The sequence below is a fragment of the Microbispora sp. NPDC088329 genome, assembly GCF_040685655.1.
Taxonomy (GTDB): domain Bacteria; phylum Actinomycetota; class Actinomycetes; order Streptosporangiales; family Streptosporangiaceae; genus Microbispora.
Genome location: NZ_JBFBIP010000023.1, coordinates 1 through 23,394, shown reverse-complemented (window position 1 = coordinate 23,394; position 23,394 = coordinate 1). Strand labels below are relative to the sequence as shown.

Genomic DNA, 23,394 nt, shown 5'->3' with positions numbered 1-23,394 from the left:
TCAGGCGGGGCGGAACGAGTCGCGCGACTGCGGGGCCGCGTGCTTGATCATGAGGTGCCGGGTGACCGAATACTCCTGCACGGCCTCCTGGCTCAGGTCCTTGCCGAACCCGCTGCCCTTCACGCCTCCGTGCGGCGCCTCCGAGGCGATCGGCAGGTGGTCGTTCACCCACGTCACGCCCACGTCCAGCCGGTGGGAGACGCGCAGGGCGCGGGCCACGTCCGTGGACCACACCGACGAGGCCAGCCCGTACGGCGTGGCGTTGGCGAGCCGCACCGCCTCGTCCTCGCCGTCGAACGGCATCGCCACCAGCACCGGGCCGAAGACCTCGCTCCGCACGATCTCGCTCGCCGGGTCGGCGTCGGCGATCAGCGTGGGCGCGTAGTGGAAGCCGGGGCCGTCGATCGGCGCGCCCCCGTGGACGACGCGGCCGGACGCCCTGGTCACGAAGCCGTGGACCCGCTCACGGTGCTCGGTGCTGATCAGCGGGCCGATGTCGGCGTCCGGCGCCCAGGGGTCGCCGGGCCGGACGCGGGCGACGGCCTCCCGCAGCGCCTCGACCGCCTCGGCGTACCGCGACCTTTCGACGTACACCCTGGTCGCGGCCGTGCAGTCCTGACCGGTGTTGTAGGTGGCGCCCATGACCACCCCGGCCGCCATGTCCTCCAGCGAGGCGTCGGCGAACACGAGCGCGGGGGCCTTGCCGCCCAGCTCCAGATGGACCCGCTTGAGGCCGTCCACCGCACCGCGCATGACCTCGCGGCCGGTGGCGGTGGACCCGGTGACGCTGACCATGTCCACGCCGGGGTCGGTCACCAGGGCCCGCCCCACGTCCGCGCCGCCGGTCACCACCCGCACGAGGCCCTCCGGTGCCCCGGCCTCGGCGAACAGCTCGGCGAGCCGCAGCGTGGTGCGGGGCGTACGGGGAGCCGGCTTGATCACGACGGCGTTCCCCGCGGCGACGGCCGGGCCGATCTTCCACACCGCCATGATGAGGGGGAAGTTCCACGGCGCGATCGCCCCCACGACCCCGATCGGCCGCCTGATCAGCACGGACGTGTATCCGGCGCTGAACACGCCGGCGCCCGTGCCGTCCAGGGACCTGGCCGCGCCGGCGAAGAACCGGAGGTTGTCGGCGGCGAACGGCAGCTCGCCGTCCCGGAACACGGCGGCGGGCTTGCCGGTCTCCTCGACCTCAAGCCGGGTCAGCTCCGCGGCGTCCCGCTCGACGAGGTCCGCCAGGCGCAGCAGCACCCGCGCCCGCTCCCCCGGCGTCGTCTCGCGCCACTGCTCGAAGGCCTCCCGGGCCAGGTGTACGGCCCGCGCCACCCCGTCGAGCGGGGTGTCGGGCACGTCCTCGATGACCCGGCCGTCGGCGGGATTGATCAATGTCGTCATGAGGTCGTCCTCAACTTTCGAAGCCGATGCCGAAACGGTCGAGTGACCGCAGCCAGGGCCCTCTGCGGCCCTCGTTCTCGTCGGCGCGGGCGAGTTCGCGGCGGGTGAGCTGCACCACCGGCCAGCGCAGCGGCTCGGGCGGGAACGGCACCGGGTGGCGGCGGACCATCCGCAGCCGTGTCCGTTCGGTGGACCGCCGGGCCAGCAGGTCGAGACCGGTCAGCGCGCCGAACCTGGACGCGCCGACGCCGAGGCCGGTGTATCCGAGGGCGTAGGCCAGCCGCCCGCCCATCGCCGTGCCGAAGAACGGGGTGAACCGGCTGGTCGAGTCGATCATCCCGCCCCACCTGTGCGTGAAGCGCAGGCCACGCAGCTGCGGGAACGTCGCGAAGAAGTGCCGCGCGAGCCGCTCGTGCGTGGCGTCGCGCTGCTGCGAGCCGCCGCCGCCGAAGTTGTAGATCGCGTCGTACCCGCCCCAGAGGATGCGATCGTCGCGGGTGAGCCGGTAGTAGTGGAACCGGTTGCCCGCGTCGGTCAGGCCCTGGCCCTCCGGCCACCGGAGCGACGCCCGCTGCTCGGGAGACAGTGGCTCGGTGACGAGCACGTAGTCCCAGACCGGCAGCACGAACAGGCCCAGCCTGCGCAGGGGCGAGGGGAAGGCGTTGGTGGCCAGCAGCACCTGCCCGGCGCTCACCGCGCCGTCCGACCCGCCGTTCGCCACGCCGCGGCCTCTCGTCCCGGCCTCCACGCCGGTCCGCGTCCGGGTCAGCGCGGTGACCTCGGTGCCCTCGTGGATGCGCACCCCGAGCCGCGCCGCGACGCGGGCCAGGCCCCACGCGAGCGCGGCGGGGTCGAGGACGCCGCCGGTGCCGCGCAGGCGCAGCCCCGCGAGATAGGTGGGCGATTCGACGTCCGCGCGCATCTCGTCGCGGCCGAGGAACACCGCGTCCTCGCCGTGCTCGCGGTGCAGCTTCTCGGCCCGCTTCAGCTCCTCCACCTGGTGGGGCGCCACCGCGACGGTGGTCTTGCCGACCAGGCGGAGGTCGGCGTCGATGCCGTGGTCGTCGACGAAGCGGGCGATGGCCGCGAGGTTCGCCCGCCCGAGCGCGAGCAGGGCCGCGTTGTCCGACGGCCACAGCCTCGCTCCCTGGCCCAGCCCGTGGGTCAGGGAGTCGGAGACGAACCCGCCGTTGCGGCCGCTCGCGCCGTACGCGATCGAGTGCGCCTCCAGGAGGACGACGTCGCAGGCGGGGTTCTCCTGCTTGGCCAGCACGGCGGCCCACAGGCCGGTGAAGCCGCCGCCGACCACCAGCAGGTCCGCCGTGGTGCGGCCGCGCAGGGGCTCGTACGGGCCGGGTGCCCCGGGCCGGTCGGTCCAGAAGACCCGCGGAGCGGCGTCCCCGATCAGACGGCTTCCCTTGGTCATTTGGCCGCGATGTTCTCGATGACGTCCGCGGCCACGCGCAGGCCGTCGCGGCGGCGGATCTCCTCGCCGGCCGCCGCGAGCCGGTCGCGCAGTCCATGGTCGCCGAGCAGTCTCTCGATGGCCCCGGTGAGCTCCTCGTCGGCGAATCCGTAGGTGTCCAGGCGGACGCCGTAGCCGGTCTCGTGCACGCGCTGGGCGTTGTCGTACTGGTCCCAGAACAGCGGCATGACGATCATCGGCTTGCCGAAGTGGAACGCCTCGGTCGTCGTGTTGTTGCCGCCGTGCGTGATCACCAGGTCGACCAACGGGATGATCTTCGTCTGCGGGACGAACTCCGCGCCCCACATGTTGGGGGCCAGCTCGATCTCCTCGTGCAGCGGGCCCTTGGAGACGATGTAGCGATGCGGCGTGCGGCCCAGCACGGAGATCACGCGGCGCATCAGCTCGACGTCCGCAGAACCGAGCGAGCCCAGCGAGAAGTAGATCAGCGCGCCCTCGCCGGAGATGTCCGGCAGCGCGAACTCCTCGTCGGTCTCCCGTACGGACGAGTCGACGCGGGTCCAGGAGTCCCCCAGGGGCCGCTCCGCCGTGTAGTCGGCGATCTCGGGATACACGTACAGGTTCGCGTCACCCTCGTGGATGAACTCCAACTCCGGCAACGCCGGAGCGCCCTGCTCGACCACCCAGGCGTTGAACGCCTCCCACATCTCACGGTGGGTCCGGTCGTACTCCGCCCGGAACTCCGCCCAGCCGGTGCCGTCGGCCGGCAGTCCGGAGAACGGCGGGGCCACGCCCGGGCCCTGCACCTCCAGCGGGTTGCACGAGACGATCCGTACGAACGGGACGCCCGCCGTCACCAGGGCGGGGAAGACCAGCACGTTGTCCTCGACGATCACGTCCGGCCGCACCCGTTCGATGATGGCCTTGAGCTGCGGCTCGCAGTACTTGGCCCCGTCGATCAACGCCTCCCAGATCGGCTTGATCACCGTCTCCAGCTGGTCCAGGGTGCTCTTGCGATACTCCGGCGCCGTGTCGCGGATGAAGTCCTTCCAGAACTGCCCCGCGTCCTGCTCCGCCCCGTCCTCTTCCGGCGCCGGCGGCGCCAGGTCGACCAGGTCCTCCTCGAAGCCGAGCGCTTCCAGCTTGCCCTTCCACGACGCCTCCGCGGCGAACACCACGCGGTGACCGCGGCGGCGCAGAACGTCGCCGATGCCGACGCAGTTGTTCGTCGGCCCGTAGGCGCTCTCCGGCATGAACAGGATCGTCAAGGGCGTGGCCGTCATTCGGGGCTCCTCTTATTCTAGTTGAAGCGTGATTCAAATACCTACCTGATACACCCGTCAAGACCTGGAGGGGTATCGTGTCGGGCGATATGAAGCGAGGTGCAATGACAGGGGTGGGATGACTCAGCGCAAGAGCAAGGCGGACCGGCGGCTCGACCTCATCGAGGCGGCCCACAGGGCGATGCTCCTGCACGGCGCCGAAGGGGTACACCTCAACCAGATCGCCGAGGAGGCGGGGCTGACCTCCGGCGCGGTGCTCTACCACTACCCCGACCTGCGCGACCTGCTGATCGAGGCTCAGCACGCCGGCATGGAGCGCTTCTACGAGCGGCGCGTGAAGAAGATAAGCGGCATCTCCGACCCGGCGGACAAGCTCATCGTCACGATCCGCTCGGGCCTGCCCGACGGCCCGGACGACGCGGGGGTGCGACTGCTGTGCGAGCTCGGCGGCGCGGCCGGCCGCAACCGCGTCTACGCGGCGCTGCTGACCACACTGTTCGACCGGCAGGTGTCGATGTACCAGACGATCCTGGAGACGGGCGCCGCCCACGGTGTCTTCACGCTGGCGCAGGACTCCGAGACCATCGCCCGCAACCTCGTCGCCCTCGAGGACGCGTACGGCTACCGCATCGTCGCCCGGCACCACTCCATCGACTCCGACAGGGCCGTCGAGCTGATCCTCGACTACGCCCGCCTGGCCACGGGCAACCCGCTCAGGACGGCTGACCGCCGCTGACCTCCGTCGGGACGAGGGCGGCGTCGTCGGCGTCCCAGGCGATGACGACCTCGGCGCCGGTCTCGACCCTGGCCCGCCCCTGCGTGGCCGCGAGCAGGTTGCGGTCGTGGCCCGCCAGGCTCAGCGCCACGTGGGAGACGCCACCGTAGAAGCTGACGTCGACGACCCGGCCGCGCAGCACCCCCTGATCCTCCGTGACAGGGTCGAGGCGGATCCGTTCCGGCCGTACCGCGAGCATCGCCGTCTCGCCCTCCACGGGCCCCGCGGGCGCGGGGAGCACGCCCAGCCCGTCCACCTCCAGCCCCTTTTCCGTCACCTTGCCGGTGAAGAGGTTGTTGGCCCCGATGAAGCCGGCCACGAACGGCGTGCGCGGCCGTTCGTAGAGGTCCGCGGGAGCGTCCACCTGCTCGACCCTGCCGCCGTTCATGACCGCGATCCGGTCGGCGAGCGACATGGCCTCCTCCTGGTCGTGGGTGACCACGACGAACGTGATGCCGACCTCGTGCTGCAGCCGCTTGAGTTCGAGCTGCATCTCCGAGCGGACCTTCTTGTCCAGGGCGCTCAGCGGCTCGTCGAGCAGCAGCAGCCGGGGGCGCTTGACGACGGCCCTGGCCAGGGCGACCCGCTGGCGCTGCCCGCCGGACAGCTCGTGCGGCCTGCGGCGGGCCTGTGCGGTCAGGCCGACGGTCTCCAGCACCGCGGCGACCCGCTCCCGGATCTCCGCGCGGGGCAGCCGCTCCCGCTCCAGGCCGTACGCCACGTTCTTCTCCACGCTCATGTGCGGGAACAGGGCGTACGACTGGAACATGAGGTTGACCGGGCGGCGGTGCGCGGGGATCGCGAGCAGGTCGGACCCGTCGAGCCGCACCGAGCCGGTGTCCGGCTGCTCGAACCCGGCGAGGATCCGCAGCAGGGTGGTCTTGCCGCAGCCGGACGGCCCCAGCAGGGCGAAGAACTCGCCCTGCCGGATGTCGAGGCTGACCGAATCGAGGGCGGTCACCTCGCCGAACCGGCGGCTCACGCCGTCGATGGATATGAGAGTCATCGCAGTGCCTCGGTCAGTCTGGTCAGGCGCTGCGCGACGATCACGACGGTGAAGCTCACCGCGAGCAGAAGCGTCGCCAGCGCGTTGATCTCTGGGGTCACGCCGAACCGCACCATGGAGTAGATGACGATCGGCAGCGTCGGCTCGGACGGAGCCGCGGTGAAGAACGCGATCACGAACTCGTCCAGCGAGAGCGTGAAGGCGAGCAGCGCCCCCGCGACGATGCCCGGGGCGAGCGTGGGCAGCGTGATCTTCACGAACGTCGTCAGCGGGGCCGCGCCGAGGTCCCGGGACGCCTCCTCCAGGGACGTGTCCATCCCGCCGAGCCTGGCCCGTACGACGGCCGTGACGAAGGCCATGCCGAAGACGGTGTGCGCGATCAGCACGGAGTGCAGCCCGAGCGTCAGCTTGATCGCGGTGTAGAACACCAGGAGTCCGATCGCGATGACGAGATCGGGCAGGATCGCGGGAAGGGTCGAGAGGGCGTCGAGCAGCCGGGAGCGGGTGTGGCGCGCCAGGCCGACCGCGAGCAGCGTGCCGAGCACCGTGGACAGCACCGTCGAACCGAAGGCGACGATCAGCGTGTTCACCAGCCCGGTGCGGATCGAGTCGTTCTCCGCCAGCCTGCCGTACCAGTCCAGGGAGAAGCCGCCCCACGTGTAGGGCGACTTGTTCCGGTTGAACGACATCACGACGAGCACGACGATCGGCGCGTACAGGAACAGGTAGGTCAGCCAGAAGGGCAGCCGGAGCCAGCCGTGTCTACGCACCGCGTCCCGCCCTCCGCGAGGCCCACGCCTGGGCGAACAGCAGCAACACGAGCACGGCGATCACGGCCAGCGCCAGCACCGAACCGAACGGCCAGTCGCGCGCCTTGAGGAACTGGTCGCGGATGAGGTTGCCGACCATGATCCGGCGCCCGCCGCCGAGAAGCTCCGGGATCACGAAGTTGCCCAGGCTCGGCACGAACACGAACACGCAGCCGGTCAGCACGCCGGGCAGCGACAGCGGAAGCGTGACCGACCAGAACGTCCTGGCCGGCCGCGCGCCCAGGTTCGCCGAGGCCTCCCGCAGTTCCGGGTCCAGCTTCTCCACGGCCGAGTACAGCGGGAGGATCATCAGCGGGAGGTAGGCGTAGAGCAGCCCGGCGACGATGGCGCCGTCCGTGTAGAGCAGTTTCACCGGCTCCAGCCCGAGTGCCTTCAGCCCGGAGTTCACCGGCCCCTCGGAGTTGAGAAGCACGATCCAGGCGTAGGTGCGGATGAGGAAGTTCGTCCAGAACGGCAGCACGACCGCCACCAGGGCGATCACCTTCCACCGGGCGGGCAGCTTCGCGATCAGGTACGCCGTGGGATAGCCGAGCAGCAGGGCGAGCAGCGTCGTGATCGCCGCGAGCTTCACCGACCCGATCACCACGTCGAGGTAGAGCGGGTCGGCGAGGCGGGTGAAGTTCTCCCCCGTCGGCTCGTAGACCACTCCCCCGAACCGGCCCCGCCGGAACACGGTGTAGCTCAGCACCAGCGCCAGCGGGACCAGCATGAAGACGGTCAGGAAGCCGAACCCGGGCCCCATCGTCGCGAGACGGCCGGCCGCCTTCCCGAGAAAGCGGGCGGGCTGTCGGGCCGTCATTGCGCTGCCGAGACCTCGGTGGACAGTCGCGTGTAGGCGGTGGAAACCTCGCCCAGGTCGACCAGGCTCTCACCCTTGAGCAGCTCGGACGGCGCCTCCGCCAGCGTCGGGTAGCTCTCGAGCAGCTTCGGGTCGACCTTTTCCATGGCCGCCTTGTTGGGGATCCTGTACAGAATGTTCGCGGGCACCCAGCCGTGCACCTCGGGGTCGAGGATGTAGTTGATGAAGGCGTGCGCCGCCTCCTTGTTCTTGGAGCTCTTGAGGATCACCATCGTGTCCGCCCAGAGGTCGCTGCCCTCCTTCGGCACCACGAACTTGATGTTCTTCTCCGACGTCGGGCACCAGCCGTCCCAGGCCTCGACCATCACGGCCTCGCCGGACTTCAGCCGGTCGCCGAACGTGGTGTCGTCGTAGGCGAGCAGGTCGGGCTTGACCTTCAGCAGCAGTTCCTTGGCCTTGTCGATCGTGGCCTGGTCCGTGGTGTTGACCGAGGCTCCGAGCAGCTTGAGCGCCGGAAGCGCCAGCCACCGCTCGGTGGTCATCATCGTGATCTTCTTCTTCACGTCCTTGGCCGGTTCGAGCAGGTCCTTCCAGCTCGTCGGCGGCGTCTTCATCAGATCACTGCGGTAGCACAGCCCGGTGGTCCCCCAGGTGTACGGGACGGAGAAGACGTTGCCCTTGTCGTAGGCGAGCTGGGACGCCTCGGGGTAGAGGTTGCTCAGGTTCGGAATCAGGTCGCGGTGGAGAGGCTCGAGCAGGCCCTGCGCGTTGAGCGCCTGCGCGTACTGACCGGACACGAACGCCACGTCGATGCCGCTGTCGCCGCCGGCGGTCAGCTTGGCCATGATCGTCTCGTTCGTGTCGTGGATGGCGACCTTGGTGTCGAAACCGAGCTTGGCCTTCACTCGCTCCGGCAGATCCTTCGGGCTGTACCCGTCCCAGATGGAGATCGTCAGGCTCTGCTTGGATAGGTCCGCGCTGGCACTGAGCTTCGTGGGCGCGGAGTCGGTGGCCGCGCCGCCGCCACCACAGGCGGTCAACGCGGAGGCCAGACAAACAGAGGCCACGACGACGGGCACGCGACGTGTCATGGGGGGCTCCCTTGCGTGAGGAATGGCGGCCAGTGTTGCACGATAGCTCAACATGGACAAAACTTCGGATGCCACGTTAAACCTGTAATTTGGTTGTGTTGTTGAATTTACGTTCAGGAGATTGAGTGGACGGCTCCCGTTGGCCGCGGGTGACCGAGGAGCCGGACGGCCTCCTCCTGCTGGAGATCGGCGACGGAGTCACCGGCTGCGTCCTGCGCGATCTGGCGCGCGGGTTCGCTCCGCCGCCCTTCTCGGTGCGGGCGCTGCGGCCGCTGCCGCCGGTGCCTCCGGGAGAGCGGCCGATCACCGTGGACCAGACCAACCAGTCGGTGATCGCGGGTGACACCGTAGTGGTCAAGTGGTTCCCCCGGCCGTCGCGGGCCCCCCATCCTGCGCCCCGCCTGCTCGCGCACCTGGCGGGCTTCGCCCGTACGGCCACGCCGTACGCGGCGGTCTACTGGGAGGACGCGCTGGTCGCCCTGGTGACGGCGTACCTGCCCGAGGCGCGGGACGGCTGGGAGTGGTGCGTCGACGAGGCGGAGGCCGGCCGCACCGGCTTCGCCGCCGAGGTCGGCACCCTCGCCGCCGAACTGCACCTCGCGATGGCCACCCCGTCCGCGGTCATCCCCGACCCCGTACGGCTGTCGCCGCCCGGCGAGGGCGCGTGGCGGGGCCGCGCCGAGGATGCGCTGCGTGAGGCCCTGGCGCTGACGGACGGCGCGGACGGCGCGTGGCTGGCGGGACGGGCCGAGGCCCTGCGCCGCGAGCTGGAGCCCCTCGCCCGCACCCCCGCCACACCGCTGATCCGCGTCCACGGCGACCTGCACGTCGGACAGATCCTGCGCTGGCGGGACGGCTACGCGGTGGTCGACTTCGACGGCAACCCGACCGTGGCGGACGCCGACCCCTACCAGCCCGCGGCTCGCGACCTCGCGCAGCTCACGACGAGCGTGGACCACGCGGGGCAGGTGGCGGTCAGACGCAGGTCCGCCGACCCGGACGCGACGGCCGCCTGGGCCGCCGCGTCGCGCCGCGACCTGACGGCGGCCTACGCCCGGACGCTCGCGCGGGCCGGCCGCGCCGACCTGCTCGACCGGTCGCTGCTGCGGCCGTTCGAGGTCGAGCAGGAGTGCCGCGAACTGATCTACGCCGCCCGCCACCTGCCGCGCTGGCGGTACGCGCCGATGGGCGTGCTGCGGGCCTGGTACGCCTGACCACGAAACGCCCGACTACGAAACGCCTTAACAACGAGGGGATGGACGCGTGGACGCGGGGCTTTTTCTCGCCGACCTGGAGGCGAAGCCGGAGGCACTGGAGGCGCTGGCCGGCCTCCTGGACGGCGGCGATCCGTTCGAGGGGCTGACGCGGCGGTTCGACCGCGTCGTGTTCCTCGGCATGGGCAGTTCGCGCTACGCCGCGGGGGTGGCGGCGCAACGACTGCGGGCGGCCGGGGTGGACGCCGTCGCGGAGTACGCCTCCGCCGCGCTCGGCACCCCGCCCGGCCCGCGCACCGCCGCCGTCGTCGTGTCGGCGACGGGCGGCAGCCGGGAGACGCTCGACGCCCTGGCCCGCCACCGGGGCAGCTCGTTCGTCGTGGCGCTGACCAACCGGCCCGGCTCCCCCGTCACCGAGGGCGCCGACCTGGTCGTGCCGATGCTCGCGGGCGAGGAGCGGGGCGGCGTCGCCTGCCGGACCTTCCAGCACACGCTCGCCCTGCTGCTCACGCTCGCCGAGGGCCCCGGTGCCGTGGCGGGCCTCGTACGGCGGGCCGCGGCGGCCACCACCGACCTGCTGGAGCACCGGCGTGAGTGGCTGGTGGACGCCGTGAGGCTGCTCGACGGGCCGCACGGCGTCTACACGATCGCGCCGGCCGAGCGGTTGTCGTCGGCGGAGCAGTCGGCGCTGATGTTCCGCGAGGGACCGCGCATCCAGGCGGACGCGTGCGAGACGGGCGACTGGGCGCACGTGGACGTCTATCTCACCAAGACCCGCGACTACCGGGCCGTGCTGTTCCCCGGGTCGCGCTACGACGAGCAGGCGATGGAATGGATCCGCATGCGCGGGTCGCGCGTGCTGGCGGTCGGCGGGGAGGTCGAGGGGCAGGCGGCGGCGGTGCGCTTTCTCCACGACGACGACCCGGACGTCGCCCTGCTCACCGAGACGCTGGTGCCCGAACTCGTCGCCGCGACGCTCTGGGGGCGGTAGGTCCCGGAGGTCAGCTCCCGAGGAGCCACCGCGCCGCCCGGCGCAGCAGGGTGCGGTGCACCGGACTCTCGTACGACCGGGTGTCGTGGCCGAGCGCGTCGTACACGACCCTGCCGCCCGCCACGGTCCTCGCCCACAGCAGGGGCTGGTCCGCCGAGTACGCCAGCGGCTCCACGTCCGGGAGGACGTCGAGGTCGGTGTAGACCTCGTCGGTCACCTCGAAGCCGGTCAGGCCGTCGACGATCGGATGACCGCCGCCGAGCCGGACCCGGGCCGGCCCGATCGGCGGGTGGTACGACTTGCCCCATCTCCACGCGCCGCCCAGGATCTCGGCCCACTCCGGCCAGTCGTCGAAGCACAGCGAGGCGGTGTGCACGGCGAGCAGCCCGCCGCCCCTCGCGAGGTGATCGAGTAGCGTCCGCCTGACGGAGCCGGGCGTCTCGAAACGCCAGCGGTCCCGCTCCTCCGCGAAGTCGTCGCCGTCGATCCTCCAGCGGAACGCGTTGACCGTGATCAGGCCGGTCGGCGGAGGCCCGGCCAGGGCTCCGGCGATGTCCTCGGTGATCTCCGAGTCGATGCCGATTTCGGCGAGCACGCCCGCGAGGGCGGCCGAAGTGGCCGGGAAGTCGTGGGCCACTCCCCCGGACAGGATGAGGTTGCGCGGCATGCAAGCACGATAGGCCCTGTCCGCGAACGCCCGGGACCGTACGCGTGCCGGGGCGGCGGTTCAGGGCCCGCTGCGGTCGCCCAGCGCGAGCAGGACGTCCCTGAGCAGGTCGGCCAGGGCGCGCGCGGCGTGTTCCGGCACGTCCGCCAGCAGTTCCCGGTGCGCCTGCGTGGTCGCCAGTGACAGTTCCTCGGCTCTTTCGACGCCGAGCGGGGTGAGCCTGACCCACGAGCTGCGCCCGTCCGCCGGATCCGGCTCCCGCTCCACCAGCCCGGCGCCTGCCAGCCGCTGCAGGATGTTGCTCGTTCCCCCGGTGGTGAGCATCAGGTGGGAGGCGAGCCTGCTCGGCTTGAGCCGGTACGGCCGGCCGGCCCGGCGGAGGGTGGCGAGCACGTCGAACTCGGCGTAGGTCAGGCCGTGGCGGCCGAGCACCGCCTGCGTGACCTCCTCGATGCGGGCCTTGAGCCGGCTGACGCGCTTGACGATCTCCAGCTGGACGGTCGCCGCCTCCGGCAGCTCGGCCCGCCATCCCTCGATCATCTCGTCGACCCGGTCCCGCTGTCGCATGGGTTGAGCCTAGTCCCTCATGCTGATAGCTTTACAGAAAGCTTTTATGAAAGCATTCGAGAAAGAGGCCTGCCATGAGAACGGTCATCGTCAACGGCACCGTCGTCGACACCGAGCCGCATCCGCACGTCGTACCGGACGCGGCCGTCGTCATCGAGGACGGCGTCATCGTCTCGACCGGCCCGAAGCCGGACGTGTGGGCGGAAGACGCCGAGATCATCGACGCCGCCGGCGGCATCGTGCTTCCCGGCTTCGTGGACACCCACCGCCACGTGTGGCAGAGCGTGCTGCGCGGCATCGCGGCCGACGCGACGCTCGGCGAGTACCTCGACCTGGTCCTCGGCACTCTGACCCCGGCGTTCCGCGCGGAGGACGTGTACGCCGGCAACCTCTGGGGCGCGATCGAGGCGCTCAACGCCGGCGTCACCACCGTCTACGACTGGTCGCACATCCAGCTCACCCCGGACCACACGGACGCGGCCGTCGAGGCGTTACGCGAGTCCGGGGTGAGGGCGGTCTTCGGGTACGCCCATCGGGGCACGGGCGACGCCGACCGCGCCGAGGACGAGGTGCGGCGGGTCCGCTCGGCGCTCCTGCCGTCCGACGACGGCCTGGTCACCGCGGCCTTCGCCGCGTGGGGCCCGGTCTACGGCTCGGTCGAGGCGGCGCGGGCCGACTGGGCGCTCGCCCGCGATCTCGGCCTGCGGGTCAGCCTGCACGCCACCGGCGAGGGCCCGGTCGAGCGGCTGGACGCCGCCGGCCTGCTCGGCCCGGACGTGCTGTTCGTGCACTGCAACGGCATGCCGGACGAGTCGCTGAAGCTGATCGCCGGCAGCGGCGGCACGGCCTCGGTGGCCCCGGCGGTGGAGTCGCAGATGGGACACGGCCATCCCGAGACCGGCAGGCTGCGGTCGTCCGGGATCACCACGGGACTCGGCGTGGACACGGTCACCGACGTTCCCTGCGACATGTTCTCCGTGATGCGCGCGGCGTTCGCGGCCGGACGCGCCCGCCGGGACGGGCCCGCTCTCACCGCGGCGGACGTGCTGCGCATGGCCACGATCGAGGGCGCGGCCGCGCTGGGCATGGACGGCAGGATCGGCTCGCTGCGCCCCGGCAAGCAGGCCGACATCGTCGTCCTGGACGCCGGGGCCCCCGGTCTCGCGCCCGTGCACGACCCGGTCGCCGCGGTCGTCACCGCGGCCGACACCGCCGCCGTGGACACGGTGCTGGTCGGCGGGCGGGCCGTCAAGCGCGGGGGCCGGCTGACAAACCTGAACGTGGACCGGGCACGCGACCTCGCCGTACGGGCTGCCCGGCACGTGACCGCGCAGGCTCGGACTACATCCGCGAGGTGACGTTTTTGCTCCGGTGACAACCGCCCTTTCGGGTGAGACCTTGAGTCGAAGCTATCCGAGGGGGCGGCGTCATGAACGCCTGGTCGGTGCCGGGCTACCGGGAGGTGCGCGAACTCGGCGCGGGCGGTGCCGGGCGGGTCGTGCTGGCGACCTATGTCACCACCGGCGCCTACGTGGCGATCAAGTACCTGCGCGAGGAACTGCGGCGGGATCGGCGCTTCCTCGCCGGGTTCCGGCACGAGGCCCGGGTCATGGTCGAGCTGAGCGATCCCGGCATTGTGCGCCTGTACGAGTACGTCGAGGCGCGCGACGGCGCGGCGATCGTCATGGAACTCGTCGACGGGGTCTCGCTGCGCAGGATCCTCGCCGAACACGGTTCGACCAGCCCGGAAGCGGCGCTGGTGGTGCTGAAGGGCTCGCTGTCGGGCCTGTCGGCCGCGCACTCCGCGGGAATCGTCCACCGGGACTACAAACCGGAGAACGTGCTGATCCAGGCCGACGGGACGAGCAAGCTGTCCGACTTCGGCATCGCGACGCCGAGCGGCTCGGCGGAGGCCCCCGCGGGCACGCCGCCCTACATGGCTCCCGAGCAGTGGTACGGCGGGCTCGCCGGCCCGGCCGCCGATGTATACGCGGCCACCTGCGTGTTCTACGAGTGCCTCACCGGGCGCCGGCCGTACCGGGCCGACGACCTGACGGCGCTGCGCATGCTGCACCGCGGCGCTCCCATTCCGGCGGCGGACGTGCCGGGCTCGGTGCGGAACCTGATCACGCGCGGCATGGCCAAGAACCCGGCGGACCGGCCGCCGACGGCGCGGGCGTTCATCTCCGATCTGGAGACCGCCGCGACCGCCGCGTACGGGCCCGACTGGGAGCAGCGAGGCCGCCGCCACCTGGCCGAACTGGCGACCCTGCTGGCACTGACGTTCCCCCTCGCCGCTCCGGCCGAGCCGGTCGAGGCGTCCACGTCCCTCGCCCAGACCGTGCTGGCCGAACGGCTCGCGCGTTTCGCTCCCCGGCTCGTCATCGGCGCCGCCGTGTTGTCCGCCATCGTGATCGCGGCGGTGGTCGCGGCCAACCGGCAGACCCCGGTCGCGCGGGACACCCTGCTCACCCCGCCGCCGCACAGCGCCCTGGCGGTGCCTCCCCCGGCCGCCGGCCCTCCGGCCGCCGTTGTCCCGGAGGCGGACGTCCCGGCGGATGTCCCTGCAGGGGACGTCCCGGCCGCGGACGTCCCGCCGGACGAGAACGTGGGGACGACGCCGCCCGAGCCGTCCGGCACACCGGTGTCCACCGGGGAGGCCACGCCGCCGGATCCTTCGGATCCTTCCGAGCCACCGGGTTCTTCCGAGCCGGCCGTCACCCCGTCCCACATGGGCGCGACCGCGTCACCGGGACCGGTGCGGGTCACGGGCCTCGGCATCGCGGCGTTCGACGGCCAGGCGGTCACGGTCGACGTAGGGGCCGGCACGACGGCCCGGGTCCTGCTCACCGCGCGCTTCGCCTCCGGGCCGTCGCCGGACGCGCTCGCCGCCACTGCGCCGCAGACGGTCGCGCTGCGGGGCGCCACCTCCTACCACATCGGCCTGCAGCAGCCCTTCCCCTCTCCTGCCTGCGGGACCACCGTCTACCGGCAGGTCCGGGTGTCCACGGTGCCCGCCGCACGCGGAGGGACCCGTACGCGCACGGAGAAGCTCACCGGGGCGCCCTGCCCCGCGCCCGCCGTCGAGGGCGTGGAGATCGACGCCTGGGACGGCACGACGGCCGTCGTCGGGGTCAGGTCGGCCACGAAGGACCCGGTGGACCTGCACGTCGCCTTCGTCCGCAGGGTCACATACGCCGGCCGGACCAGCACCGCACGGGACGCGGAGGACCGCACGCTGTCCGGGTCGCGCCGGTACGCCGAGCGGTTCACCGCGACGTTCGGCGCTCCGCGCGGCGCGCCCCGATGCGGCTACGTGGAGGTCCGGAGCGTGTCGGTCACGGCGTCGCCGGGCGGCACCACCAGGTCGGCCACCAGGACCGTCACGGGCCCCCGGTGCCCGGAGCCGCAAGGGTCCCCTTCGGGCGCCTCAGGCTCAGGCCCCGGAAAGGAGAGCCCGAGTCCGCCCACCACGCCCGACCCGCGCGAGAGTCCGTCCTCCGGCCCGCCCAGAAGCCCGGCGCCGGACAACCCCGGGTCGGGCGGTCCCCGGCCGGACGATCCCCGGCCGGACGATCCCGGGCCGCGCAACCCGGGCCGGCAGAGTCCCGATCCGCAGGACAGCCCGCCCCCTCCGGTGATCACTTGACACGGGCGACGGCGGACAGGAGGAATGAAATATTCACCGGTGTCCGCACGGCCGGGCTTTCACCCGCTTCCCGTCGCGCCTGTTCGACAGGGATTCGACAGGGATCCGGCGCCGCGTCGTGAGAACAGCGGAAACGCCGCTTCGTTGACTCGTCCCTCCGTGCCGGGATTGACTCCCGGCAGCGGCGGAGCGCCTTCACGGACAACATCGGCGTCCTGGCGTTGTTAGCGCTCACACCCATGTCGCGCCGGCGCGGGGGCCGAAAGCCGTGTTTCCACCAGCGTGCATTCGTCGGCGCGAACGTCACACCTCGAAGAATGGGAAAAGCCTGTGCGACATGACAGCACTTTTCGCCGGCGGTTGAGACTGTCCGCCGCCGTCGCCGCGCTGCTGACGGCCGGTGCCGGGGTGGCCGGGGCTCACGTCGCGTCGGCGGCCACGGCCGGATGCCAGGTCGTCTACACCGTGACCAGCGAGTGGCCCGGCGGGTTCGGCGCGAGCGTCAGCGTCCGCAACCTCGGCGACCCGATCAACGGATGGAAGCTGACCTGGTCGTTCCCGGCCGGGCAGACCATCACGCAACTGTGGAACGGCACCCACACCCAGTCCGGCTCCCAGGTCACGGTGACCAACGCCTCCTACAACGGCGACCTGCCCAGCGGCGGCAGCGCCGGCTTCGGGTTCAACGGCAGCTGGAACGGCTCCAACCCGGTGCCGTCCGGCTTCGCCCTGAACGGCGTGGCCTGCACCGGAGGCGTCACCTCCCCCAGTCCCAGTCCCAGTCCCAGTCCCACCCCCAGCCCCACCCCCAGCCCCAGTGCCTCGCCGAGTGCCAGTCCCACACCGCCGACCAGGCCGGCCATCGAGAACAACTTCCCGGTCACCCGGGAGGGGGCGTACGGCACCAACCGCTACACCGTGTTCCGGCCGTCGAACCCCTCGTCCGTCGGGCGTCCCATGCCCGTGCTGGTCTTCGGCAACGGGGCCTGCGCGCACACCAACGGCAGCGAGGTGATCCAGGCGCTGACGTTCATCGCGGCCCGCGGGTTCGTCGTGGTGGACACCGCCTCGGTCGACGGCGCGTCGAACGGCGTGCAGAGCGGTTCCCCGATTCCGTCGCTGCTGACCGACGGGATCAGCTGGGCCGAGCGGGAGAACAGCCGCGCCGGCTCGCCGCTCTACCAGCGCCTCGACCTGTCCAAGGTCGCCACGGCCGGGCACTCCTGCGGGGGGCTGGAAGCGCTGATCGCCGGCCAGGACCGGCGGGTCAAGAGCGTCGTCTCGCTGGACAGCGGGCTGTTCGCCGACGGTTCGTTCGGATACTCGCGCGCGGAACTGGCCAAGCTGCACACCCCGGTGATGTTCCTGGACGGCGGGCCCTCCGACATCGCCTACGACAACACCCGGGCCAACTACGACCTCACGCAGGTGGCGGCGGTGCTGGCCGAGCATCCCCAGGCCGGTCACGTCGGGTTCATCACCGGCAGCCAGATGACCGACGGCATGACCACCGTGGTCCAGTTCCTGGACATGACGCTCAACGGCAACGCCACGGCTCGCGCGTACATCCTCGGCTCCTCGGGCCTGGCGGCCAAGGCTCCCTGGACGGTCCGCACCAAGAACTTCTGACCCGGTGGAGGCCCGCCCCGGACGTGTGACCGCGTCAGGGGCGGGCGTGCCGGCCGGCACCGGCCGGTTCGGGCTCCGTCTTCGCGGGCTCACCGTCCTCCTCGTGGCCCTCGATCGACAGGTTCGGCAGGATCCGGTCGAGCCAGCGGGGAATCCACCAGTTGAGCCGGTCGAGCAGCACCATCGTGGCGGGCACGAGGAAGCCCCGGATCAGGGTCGCGTCGACGGTGACGGCCACGGCCAGCCCGACCCCGAACACCTTCACCAGGGGGTCGGGATAGGCGATGAAGGCGGTGAACACCGCCACCATGATCAGAGCGGCGGAGGTGATGACACGGCCGGTCGACCCCAGCCCCTCGGCCACCGCGCTCCGGTTGTCCCGGCTGCGCGCGTAGGCCTGCCGTACGGAGGTCAGCAGGAAGACCTCGTAGTCCATCGACAGACCGAACAGGACGGCGAACAGCATGAGCGGCACGTACGTGTCGATCGGCACCGAGAAGAACAGCGGGTCGAGGGAGGACCCCCCGGACGAGGGCGGGGGATCCATGCCGACCAGACGGCTGCCCAGGCCGTGAGAGAACACCACGGCCAGGGCGCCGAAGGCGGCGCCGAGCGAGACGAGGTTCATCAGCGCCGCCTTGATCGCGACCAGGGGCGCGCGGAAGGCCAGCAGCAGGAGCAGGGCGCTGAGCAGCACGACGACGCCGACGACCAGCGGGGTCCTGGCCATGATGCGGTCGCCCATGTCCGCCACTCCGGCCACCTCTCCGCCGACGTGGACGCGCGCCCCGGGCACCTCGATGGCGCGGATGCGCTTCACCACGTCGAAGGCCCGCGAGTCGCTCGGCGCGTAGTCGGGGACGGCCTGGATGAGCACGGAGCGCCCGTCCTCGTTGACCTTCGGCGGGGAGACGGCCGCGACGCCCTCGGTGTGCTCCACCCGCTGCGCCAGCGTCCGCACGACCGGGTCGGGCGGCGTCGAACCGGCGATCTTCCGGTCCAGTTCGGCCACGACGACCAGCCCGCCGTTGGCCCCCGGGCCGAAGCCCGTCTCGATCAGCTCGTACGCCCGGCGGGCGGGGGTGCCCTTGTCGCCGTACCCGTTGTCGAGGGGGCCGAGCTTGATCGTGACCGCGGGAGCGGCCAGCGCCGCCAGCACGACCGCGGTGACGGCGAGCACCCGCCAGGGGCGGCGCGCCACCCAGGCGCCCAGCCTGGCCCAGCCCGTGGCCGGGCCGTCGCGGCGGCCCGTGCTTTCGGAGGAGACCGTGCGCCCGGAGAAGACCGTGCGCCCGGCCAGCGGCAGCCGCAGCGCGTTCACCCGGTGGCCGAGGATGCCGAGCAGGGCGGGAACCAGCGTGATCGAGGTGAGCACGGCGCACACGACCGAGACGCCGGTGATCCAGCCGAGCGTGCGCAGCAGCGGGACGCCGGCGAACATCAGCGCGCTCAGCGCGATCACGACCGTGCCGCCGGCGAACAGCACGGCCCCACCCGAGGAGGCCGCCGTGCGCCGGACCGCCTCCCGCACCGGCACACCGCCGGCCAGCAGCGTCCGGTGCCGCGACAGCAGGAACAACGCGTAGTCGATGCCGACGCCGAGGCCGATCATCGTGGCCAGGATCGACGCGGTCGAGGGCACGTCCACGACGTGCCCGAGCAGCGCGATGAGGCCGAGCCCCACGCCGATGCTGATCAGCGCGGTGAAGATCGGCACGAGCGCGGCGACCAGCGTCCCGAAGGCGAACAGCAGCACCAGAAGCGCGACGACGACGCCGGCGATCTCGCTGGCCCCGGTCTCGATCTGCTTGTCCGCCGGCGTGGAGCCGTCGGACGGGACGACCTCGATGCCCGCCCGCACCGCCGGCGCGGCGGCGGCGACGAGCCGCTCGGAGGTCTGCACGATCTTGGTGGTGTCCTGCCCCTCCAGCCGTACGGTGATCATGCCGATCCGCCGGTTGGACGACATGCCGCCCGCCCGGTACGGCGTATCCACCTCGACGACGTGGGGAACGCGCCGCAGGGCGTCCATCGACTGTTCGACGGCCTGTTCGCGGGACGTGTCGGTCAGCGTGCCGTTCGCGGTGTGGAGGACGAGCTGTACGGTCCCGCCCGGGTCGAATCCCGGGCCGAAGCCCTCGCTCATCAGCTCGTGCGCCCGCTGCGCGTCCGTACCGGGGATCGACACGTCGTTGCTCACCGGCCGGCCCCACACCAGGGTGCCCGCGGTGAGCAGGCCCGCCGCCAGCACCCACAGCGTCAGCACGATCCAGCCGTGGCGTGCGCACCATCCGCCGAGCCGCCCCAGAATCCCGCTCATCGCCGTCCGCCCCGGGTATCATGTCCTGACGGCCGTCCTGTACGGCCATACAGAACGAGGGTAAACGGGACTTATCGGCGGGCGGACGGCGCGCCGGAAAATGAGACGATGACCACATCCGACCAGGGCAACGCGACCCGGTCCCGGATCCTGGCCGCGGCCCGCGACCTGTTCGCGGAGCGGGGGTACGCCGCCGTGTCGCTCGCCGACATCGCGGCGGCGATCGGTCTGACCAAGACCGCGGTCGCCTATCACTTTCACCCCAAGGACCGGCTGGCGGCCGAGCTCGTCGCCCCGGCGGCCGACGACCTGCTCGCGCTGCTCGGCGCCCGGTTCTCCGGCCATCGGGAGTTCCTGCGCGCGCTCACCGCGTTCGCCGTACGGCACCGGACGGTGATCCGGCTGCTCACCGAGGACGTCGGCGGCGCCGACAGCGTCCCTCCAGGATCTCCGGGCGAGGCGATCAGGGAGGTCGGCCGTGAGCTGTTCACCCGCCTGGCCGGGCCCGACCCCTCACCGGGCACGCGCGTACGCGCCTGGGCCGCCCTCGGCGCGGTGCGAACCGGTGTGGTGAAGACCATGGACATGCCCGCCGAGGTGATCGAGGAGACGCTGTGCGCTGCCGCCGTCGCCGTGTTCGAATCTCGATAGACGGACCCCCTTGCGATCACTCTGTGAGCGCGTCACATTTCGTGTGAACGTTCAACCTTTCCGCCGCGTCCTAGGAGACACCAGCGGGACGATGTGAAGGGAGTGACGGCGAGCCGTGGACGTACCGGCCGTCGGCGAGGGCCGCGCGGGCACCCTCGACCAGGTGGTGTCGGCCCTGTCGAAGACGCCGCGGACCGTCCTCATCCTCGGCGAGCCCGGCATCGGGAAGACCCACCTGCTCGGTGAGGCCGCCGCGCGGCTGAACGGCTTCCGGGTGCTGCGCGGCCAGGCCCGCGAACTGGACGGCGGGCGCGCCTACGCCCCACTCGTCGAGGCGCTCGGGGCCCTGCGCGGCGGGGCGGCCGACGCCCTGTCTGACCTGCTCGACGCGATAGACCAGGCCGCGCTCGGGCACCCGGCCGCGGCACCCGGCGCGATGGCCGCCCGGCTGCTGGAGTCGCTGCCCGGTCCCACCCTTCTCGCCATCGACGACCTGCACCTGGCCGACGCCGACACGCTGGGCGTGCTGCGGGCCCTCCCCCGCCGCCACGACGCCGTCGCGATCCTCGGCACCGCCCGCCACCCTCCCGCCATCGACGTCGACATGTCCGTACGGCTCCAGCCGCTGACCATGACCGAGGTCGCGGACCTGGTCACCGGGCTGCTCGGCCGTACGCCGAGCGACACCGTCCTGCGGCGGATCCACGTCGCGAGCCGGGGCAACCCGTGGTTCGTGCAGGAGGCCGTGCTGGCCCTGGTGCACGGCGGCGCCGTACGCTCGGCGGATCCGGGGGCACGGCGGGGGGCGATCCTGAGCCGCCTCTTCCAGCGCGACCGGGGCGGACGCGACCTCGCCCGCGTGCTGGCCGCGCTGTCGCGGACGAGGGAGACCGCCGGCCTCCCCGCGCTCGCCGAACTTGCCGGACTCCACCCACCCCGGGCCGAACGCGCCATCGAGGCGCTGGTCAGGGATGGCGTGGTCACCAGGAACGGTGACGGCTACGCGCTGGCGCACCCGCTCGTGGCCGAGGCGCTCTACGACGACCTCGGCGCCGCCGGCCGGCGCGGGGTGCATCGCCGCATCGCCGACATGCTCGAACGCGAGGGACTGACCGGGACCAGGCGCGTCCTGGAGTGGGCCACCCACATGGCCGAGGCGGGGCCGCCCGCCGAGGCCCTGCCCGCGGTGCTGCGCGCGGCCGAGCTCACCCGCTGGACCGCGCCGCTGTCGGCCGCGCACTGGTACGGCAAGGCCGCCGAACTGTCCGCCGAGCCGGGCGAACTGCTGGCCAGGCAGGCTCTCGCGTACTGGAAGGGCTCACGGCCCGCTCTTGCCCTGAATTCGGCCCAGCGCGCGCTCGCCGCGTTGCCCGCCGGCCGCCGCGGCACCCGCGCCGCGTACACCGCGGTCGGCGCGGCCCACGCGATGGGGTGGTACGAGGTGGCCCTCGACGTGGCCCGCCGCCAGATCCCGAAGGCCGACGACGCCTCGGCGCTGCTCGCCCAGCAGGCGCTGGTCAGCGCGGAGATGGGTCACCCCAGCGGGGAGGCGGCACGGCGGGCCTGGGAGGGCGTGGCCGACTGCCCGCCGCAGGACCGCGCGATCACGGTCGGCTATCTGGCCCTCCACGCGCTCGTGCAGGGCGACTGGGCCGAAACGCGGCGGGCGGTCGACGACCTGCTCACCTTCGCCGCGGCGCTGCCGCCGGGCGCCCGGCTCGCGTCGCTGGAGTCGGCGGCGCACGTGCTGGCGACAGCCGGCCTGCGCTCCCGCGCCGTCGAAGTGCTCGACCAGGCCGAGCAGATCCACCGGGGCCTCGGCTGGCACGACATCGCCGGGCAGCACGTACGGACCATGGCCGTGATCCGGCGGATGAGCGGCGAATGGGCGCGGGCGCTGGAGGAGATCGCGGTCGCAGGCCGGGCGCTGGCCGAGGCGGGCCTGCTGGAGAACCTCGCCCTGCTGCGCAACATGGAACTGGACATATTGCTCGACCAGGGCAGGCTGGACGAGGCTGCGCGGGTCCTCGCCGAACCGCCGCCCGGCTGCGCGCTGCAGCAGGGCATGCGATGCGTGTTCCGCGCGCGCCTGGCGCTCGGCCGGGGCGGCCTCGCCGCCGCACGGCGCGAACTCGCCGACGCTCTCGCGTACGAGGTGCCCGAGGTGGTGCACCGGGCCCTGGCGGTCGAGGTGCTGGTGACGGGGGCGGCGGGCGACGACGCGGGCTGCCGCGCGGCGGCCTCCCGGCTGGACGAGCGGTCCACGAACGGGACCCCCCGGGCCCGGCTCTCCGCCGACCTGGCGGTGGGCTGGGCGTTCCGGGACCGGGCGCGAGCCGGCGCCGGCCTGGAGCGGGCCCGAGCGGACGGTCTGCCGTTCGAGGAGGCTCGGGCCCGGCTGGTGCTCGGCGCGCTCGGTGACACGACACAACTCCCCCGCGCGCACGCGATCTTCACGCGGCTCGGCGCCGCGCCCTGGGCGGCGCTGTCGGAACGCCGCCTGCGCGAGGCCGGGCTGGTTCCCGAGTCGGCGGGCCGCCTCACCCCCGGGGAGCGCCGCGTCATCGAACTGGTCGCCGACGGGCTGAGCAACCCGCAGATCGCCGAGGAGCTGCACTACAGCCGAAAGACCGTGGAGGTCTATCTCACTCGCGTCTACGCGAAGACCGGCCTGCGGTCGCGCGTGGAGCTGACCCTGGCCGTCGAACGCGGCGAGCTGTGACGAGTCCGCCTCCCGCCGCAGGTGCCGCGTACGCGTCCACGCGCATGCCGCCCATCGCAGGTAACCCGTCCCGGGGCCGGTGCCGCGTCCGTCTCGTGTGCATGTAGCGCTCTGTCTGTGAGCAGCTGCGCTGTATCCGTTCCCGCCGCGTGCGCACCCATGGCGCAGGGGTCCGCTGGAGCCCCGGCACCCTTGCCGGGCCGGGTCGGTGTGGGTAGCTGGCCGGCTGTCTGGGTCTGGCGCTTGGTGCCTGGCGCTTGGTGCTTGGTGTTGTCGGGGGTGTTGCCGGTCCGGGTTTTCGACGTCCTGGGGCTCGGTTGGGGGTGGCGTGGCGGGGCTGGGGGCGGGTTGTGGCTCCATGTTGTCGCTGGTGGGG

18 protein-coding genes are annotated in these 23,394 nt (G+C 72.3%); 8 read left to right on the top strand and 10 right to left on the bottom strand.

Annotated elements, in window-relative coordinates; genetic code table 11:
• Genes AB0O28_RS32135 through AB0O28_RS32125 form a run of 3 tightly spaced genes read right to left on the bottom strand, consistent with a single transcriptional unit; the run spans position 1 to position 4,107 of the window.
• Positions 1 to 1,398 (bottom strand): aldehyde dehydrogenase family protein, encoded by a 1,398-nt coding sequence (locus tag AB0O28_RS32135; protein WP_363646322.1) that lies wholly within the window; start codon positions 1,396 to 1,398, stop codon positions 1 to 3.
• Positions 1,399 to 1,408: 10 nt separating this feature from the next.
• The gene (locus tag AB0O28_RS32130) at positions 1,409 to 2,824 is read right to left on the bottom strand and encodes an FAD-dependent oxidoreductase (protein WP_363646321.1); all 1,416 of its coding nucleotides are present in this window, start codon (positions 2,822 to 2,824) and stop codon (positions 1,409 to 1,411) included.
• Positions 2,821 to 4,107 (bottom strand): glycosyltransferase, encoded by a 1,287-nt coding sequence (locus AB0O28_RS32125; RefSeq protein ID WP_363646320.1) that lies wholly within the window; start codon positions 4,105 to 4,107, stop codon positions 2,821 to 2,823. Before AB0O28_RS32125 ends, AB0O28_RS32130 begins: the two co-directional genes overlap by 4 nt.
• Positions 4,108 to 4,225: 118 nt before the next feature.
• Between AB0O28_RS32125 and AB0O28_RS32120 the strand changes: the two genes are divergently transcribed.
• Positions 4,226 to 4,843 carry a TetR family transcriptional regulator gene (locus AB0O28_RS32120; RefSeq protein WP_363646319.1) on the top strand — a complete coding sequence of 206 codons (618 nt, stop codon included), beginning with the start codon at positions 4,226 to 4,228 and terminating at the stop codon, positions 4,841 to 4,843.
• Here AB0O28_RS32120 and AB0O28_RS32115 read toward each other — a convergent pair.
• The 4 genes from AB0O28_RS32115 to AB0O28_RS32100 are packed head-to-tail and all read right to left on the bottom strand — an operon-like array spanning position 4,821 to position 8,608.
• Positions 4,821 to 5,888, bottom strand: coding sequence for an ABC transporter ATP-binding protein (locus AB0O28_RS32115; protein WP_363646318.1), 1,068 nt, complete (start codon positions 5,886 to 5,888; stop codon positions 4,821 to 4,823). The genes AB0O28_RS32120 and AB0O28_RS32115 overlap by 23 nt on opposite strands.
• Positions 5,885 to 6,658, bottom strand: coding sequence for an ABC transporter permease (locus AB0O28_RS32110; protein WP_363646317.1), 774 nt, complete (start codon positions 6,656 to 6,658; stop codon positions 5,885 to 5,887). Before AB0O28_RS32110 ends, AB0O28_RS32115 begins: the two co-directional genes overlap by 4 nt.
• Positions 6,651 to 7,517: an ABC transporter permease gene (locus tag AB0O28_RS32105; RefSeq protein ID WP_363646316.1), complete on the bottom strand. Its 867-nt coding sequence runs from the start codon at positions 7,515 to 7,517 to the stop codon at positions 6,651 to 6,653. The genes AB0O28_RS32110 and AB0O28_RS32105 overlap by 8 nt, the downstream gene beginning before the upstream one ends.
• Positions 7,514 to 8,608 carry a spermidine/putrescine ABC transporter substrate-binding protein gene (locus AB0O28_RS32100; RefSeq protein WP_363646315.1) on the bottom strand — a complete coding sequence of 365 codons (1,095 nt, stop codon included), beginning with the start codon at positions 8,606 to 8,608 and terminating at the stop codon, positions 7,514 to 7,516. The genes AB0O28_RS32105 and AB0O28_RS32100 overlap by 4 nt, the downstream gene beginning before the upstream one ends.
• A 125-nt stretch (positions 8,609 to 8,733) precedes the next feature.
• Here AB0O28_RS32100 and AB0O28_RS32095 point away from each other — a divergent pair, with 125 nt between their 5' ends.
• Together AB0O28_RS32095 and AB0O28_RS32090 are read left to right on the top strand one after the other, a co-directional pair.
• Positions 8,734 to 9,822, top strand: coding sequence for a hypothetical protein (locus tag AB0O28_RS32095; RefSeq protein WP_363646314.1), 1,089 nt, complete (start codon positions 8,734 to 8,736; stop codon positions 9,820 to 9,822).
• Positions 9,823 to 9,871: 49 nt separating this feature from the next.
• Positions 9,872 to 10,813: an SIS domain-containing protein gene (locus AB0O28_RS32090; RefSeq protein ID WP_363646313.1), complete on the top strand. Its 942-nt coding sequence runs from the start codon at positions 9,872 to 9,874 to the stop codon at positions 10,811 to 10,813.
• 10 nt (positions 10,814 to 10,823) lie between these two features.
• Here the strand turns inward: AB0O28_RS32090 and AB0O28_RS32085 are convergent, their stop codons facing one another.
• Positions 10,824 to 11,480, bottom strand: a complete 657-nt coding sequence (locus tag AB0O28_RS32085; RefSeq protein WP_363646312.1) for a ThuA domain-containing protein — start codon at positions 11,478 to 11,480, stop codon at positions 10,824 to 10,826.
• Between the two features lie 60 nt (positions 11,481 to 11,540).
• Complete coding sequence (locus tag AB0O28_RS32080) at positions 11,541 to 12,047, bottom strand: MarR family transcriptional regulator (RefSeq protein WP_363646311.1); 507 nt, start codon at positions 12,045 to 12,047, stop codon at positions 11,541 to 11,543.
• 74 nt (positions 12,048 to 12,121) lie between these two features.
• Here AB0O28_RS32080 and AB0O28_RS32075 point away from each other — a divergent pair, with 74 nt between their 5' ends.
• The 3 genes from AB0O28_RS32075 to AB0O28_RS32065 all read left to right on the top strand — a co-directional run bounded on the left by AB0O28_RS32075 (position 12,122) and on the right by AB0O28_RS32065 (position 17,325).
• Entirely contained in the window at positions 12,122 to 13,405 is a 1,284-nt protein-coding gene (locus tag AB0O28_RS32075; protein ID WP_363646310.1) for an amidohydrolase family protein, read from the top strand.
• A gap of 71 nt (positions 13,406 to 13,476) precedes the next feature.
• Positions 13,477 to 15,696, top strand: coding sequence for a serine/threonine-protein kinase (locus tag AB0O28_RS32070; RefSeq protein WP_363646309.1), 2,220 nt, complete (start codon positions 13,477 to 13,479; stop codon positions 15,694 to 15,696).
• Positions 15,697 to 16,056: 360 nt separating this feature from the next.
• Complete coding sequence (locus tag AB0O28_RS32065) at positions 16,057 to 17,325, top strand: cellulose-binding domain-containing protein (protein WP_363646308.1); 1,269 nt, start codon at positions 16,057 to 16,059, stop codon at positions 17,323 to 17,325.
• Between the two features lie 34 nt (positions 17,326 to 17,359).
• Here the strand turns inward: AB0O28_RS32065 and AB0O28_RS32060 are convergent, their stop codons facing one another.
• Positions 17,360 to 19,645 carry an MMPL family transporter gene (locus tag AB0O28_RS32060; RefSeq protein WP_363646307.1) on the bottom strand — a complete coding sequence of 762 codons (2,286 nt, stop codon included), beginning with the start codon at positions 19,643 to 19,645 and terminating at the stop codon, positions 17,360 to 17,362.
• Positions 19,646 to 19,753: 108 nt separating this feature from the next.
• Here AB0O28_RS32060 and AB0O28_RS32055 point away from each other — a divergent pair, with 108 nt between their 5' ends.
• A complete protein-coding gene (locus AB0O28_RS32055; RefSeq protein ID WP_363646306.1) occupies positions 19,754 to 20,296 on the top strand; it encodes a TetR family transcriptional regulator in 543 nt (180 codons plus the stop codon).
• Between the two features lie 115 nt (positions 20,297 to 20,411).
• The gene (locus AB0O28_RS32050; protein WP_363646305.1) at positions 20,412 to 23,018 is read left to right on the top strand and encodes an AAA family ATPase; all 2,607 of its coding nucleotides are present in this window, start codon (positions 20,412 to 20,414) and stop codon (positions 23,016 to 23,018) included.
• Positions 23,019 to 23,394 lie beyond the last annotated feature (376 nt).